This is a genomic window from Deltaproteobacteria bacterium (genome assembly GCA_003696105.1).
Taxonomy (GTDB): domain Bacteria; phylum Myxococcota_A; class Polyangia; order Haliangiales; family J016; genus J016.
Map to the genome: position 1 here is coordinate 1 of RFGE01000380.1, position 2,710 is coordinate 2,710.

Consider the following 2,710-nt stretch of genomic DNA (forward strand, 5'->3'; position numbering starts at 1 on the left):
CATCGAGGCGCTGCGTCGGCTCAAGCAGTTCGTGGTCGCCTACCGCGAGGCGTACGAGCAGTGGAAGCGCGGCGTGCGGGATGTCGTGTTCCCGGCCGGCTCGTATGCCATGCGTGTGTATCAAGGCGTCGCCGTCGCCGACACGGCTTGACGCGCGGCATCGGGCGCGCGACGACTGCGGCAAGGGACTCCACTCGCCGCGCCAACGTGCGTCCGCCGCCAGTGAGCGTAGGCGCGGTCACCGGTTTGTCGTCCGCTGATGTGCCGCGGCGGTGGCTCGTCAGCCTCCTGCAAGCCGATTGCGCCCGCGCCGGCCGCTTCTGCGACGCGATTCCTCGGCCGCGGCTCCAATCAACCCGGGTGCGGGCTTCACATGCGCACCTACGGCCCCCGCCGATGACCGCGTCGCGCGCCCGGGCGGCGCCGCGGCGCTGGCGACGTCGCTCGCGCCCCGAACCGACGCGAATCCGGTGGCCCGCCCCACACGCCCGCGCTATCAACGCCGGAGCGCCCGTGCCCGTCGACGTGCAAACCGAGGTCGTCATCGATCGCCCCGTGGCCGAGGTGGCGGCCTACGCCGCGCATCGCGGCTTCCCGAGGCTCGTCGCCCCGTTCATGGGCGCCGCCATGCAACGGCGAACCGCAAGGACCTCGCGCGCCTCGAGGCGCTGCTCGAAGCCGCGCCGCCGCGGCCGCGCGCGCCGGATCCGACCAACTCCGACCAACAAGGAGCGTCCATGACACCGACGACCGCCCACCCCGTCCTCGATCCAGACCGCATCGAACCGCACCGCGGGACGGCCTATCCGCCTCCGCACGACCGCGGGTTCGACGGACGACTCAAGCGCCGACTCACGCAGCCGCTGGGCCTTTCCCAGTTCGGCGTGAACCTCGTCACTCTCGAACCCGGCGCGATGTCCTCGCAACGCCACTGGCACGCGAGGGAGGACGAGTTCGTGTATGTCGTGCGCGGACCGATCACCCTCATCACCGACCACGGCGAGCAAGAGCTGACCGACGGCATGGTCGCCGGGTTTCCCGCCGGCGTTCCGAATGGCCACCACCTCGTCAACCGCTCCGACCGCGCCGTGACCTACCTCGAGGTCGGCACCCGCGCGTCCGAGGAGGTCGCGGAGTACCCCGACATCGACCTGCGCGCCGTCAAGGAAGGCGGGGTGTTTCGCTTCACGACGAAGTCCGGCGCGCCCCTGTCCCGGTAGCGCCGCGCGGCGAAACCGCGCTCGGTCGGTCGACACGAGGACAAAACCGACGAAACTCGACGGCATGACCGATCGGGATCGCTTCACGCGCGCATTCGAGGTGAGCCGCGGCCCCCGGCGGATCGTGTGCCTCACCGAAGAGCCCACCGAGGTGCTTTACCTGCTCGGCGAAGGCGACCGGGTCGTCGGCATCAGCGCGTACACGGTGCGCCCGCCGGAAGCGCGCCGAGCCAAGCCCGTGGTCTCCGCCTTCGCGGGCGCGAGCGTCGACAAGATCCGAGCGCTCAAACCGGATCTGGTGATCGGCTTTTCCGACATCCAGGCCGACCTCGCGCGCGCACTGATCGCCGCCAATCTCCAGGTTCTCATCTTCAACCAGCGCTCCGTGCAGGAGATCCTCGATGTCATCGTCGACATCGGCAGTCTCGTGCACAAGCGCGAGCAGGCCGAGGCGCTCGTCGCCGGGTACATCCGACGCCTCGAAGCGGCGACGCGACGGGGCGCGAAGCGCTCGTACCGACCGAAGGTCTACTTCGAAGAGTGGGACGCGCCGACGATCTGCGGGATCCGCTGGATCAGCGAGTTGATCGAGATTGCCGGCGGCATCGACGTCTTCGCCGAGCGCGCCCACCGACGGAGCGCCCGGGATCGGCAGGTGACCGTCGAGGACATCGCGCGACGAGCGCCCGACGTCATCTTGGCGTCGTGGTGCGGCAAGCCGTTCGACGCGGACGCCCTCGCCCGCCGGCCGGGCATGCGATCGGTGCCCGCCGTCGCGCACGACCGCGTCCACGAGATCCCGGCCGAAGTCATCCTTCAGCCCGGCCCGGCGTGCCTCACCGACGGGTTGGCCCGCATCGAAGCGCTGCTGTTTCCCGGCGAGCCGTCAGTCGCGACCGAGGCAGCGCGATAAGCGCTCGCGGCGCGCGCTGCCTGGTTCGACGCGATCGTCGATCGTCGTCGCGCAAGGTGAAGCGCCCGGCGGTCGCGGACGACAGGTTTCGGCTCGGCGGTCTCGATGGCGGCCGTCAGCGGCGGGCGGTCGGGCCGGTGACGGCGAAGTACTCGGCTCGGTGGTCATCGCGAGCACCTTGGCGCGTAACGCCACTGCGAGGCGAGACGCGCTGGAGAGGTCCGCATCTCTCATCTCGAGCGCCCGCTAGTAACGCATGCTTGACTTTGGGTGAGGGCTGGTAAAGGATTCGTTTCTAGACGCTGCCGGTGGGCACGCATCCTTTACCAGCGAGTGGGTCATGTCGAAGCGAGAGACGGGACGGTACGAGAGCACGTCGGCGGGCGGCGAGCAGGTTCGCGCCTTCGTGCCCCACCCGTTGCCTCCTACCGGCCCGCCCATCCTCATCGAGGGTGAGCTTGCAGAGCGGGTGCGAGCGGCGGAGCAGGCGCTCGCACGCCTCGAGCTGGCCGGCGAGATGGTGCCTTCGCTCGACTGGTTCATCTACGCGTTCGTGCGCAAGGAGGCGGTGCTCTCG

3 protein-coding genes are annotated in these 2,710 nt (G+C 69.9%); all 3 read left to right on the plus strand.

Annotated elements, in window-relative coordinates; genetic code table 11:
- The first annotated feature begins 737 nt into the window (after window positions 1–737).
- On the plus strand, window positions 738–1,220 hold the full coding sequence (locus D6689_23015) for a cupin domain-containing protein (GenBank protein ID RMH35946.1): 483 nt from the start codon (window positions 738–740) through the stop codon (window positions 1,218–1,220).
- Between the two features lie 100 nt (window positions 1,221–1,320).
- A complete protein-coding gene (locus tag D6689_23020) occupies window positions 1,321–2,133 on the plus strand; it encodes a cobalamin-binding protein (protein RMH35948.1) in 813 nt (270 codons plus the stop codon).
- 340 nt (window positions 2,134–2,473) lie between these two features.
- A partial coding sequence (locus D6689_23025; GenBank protein RMH35947.1) for a Fic family protein occupies window positions 2,474–2,710 on the plus strand: 237 nt, incomplete at its 3' end.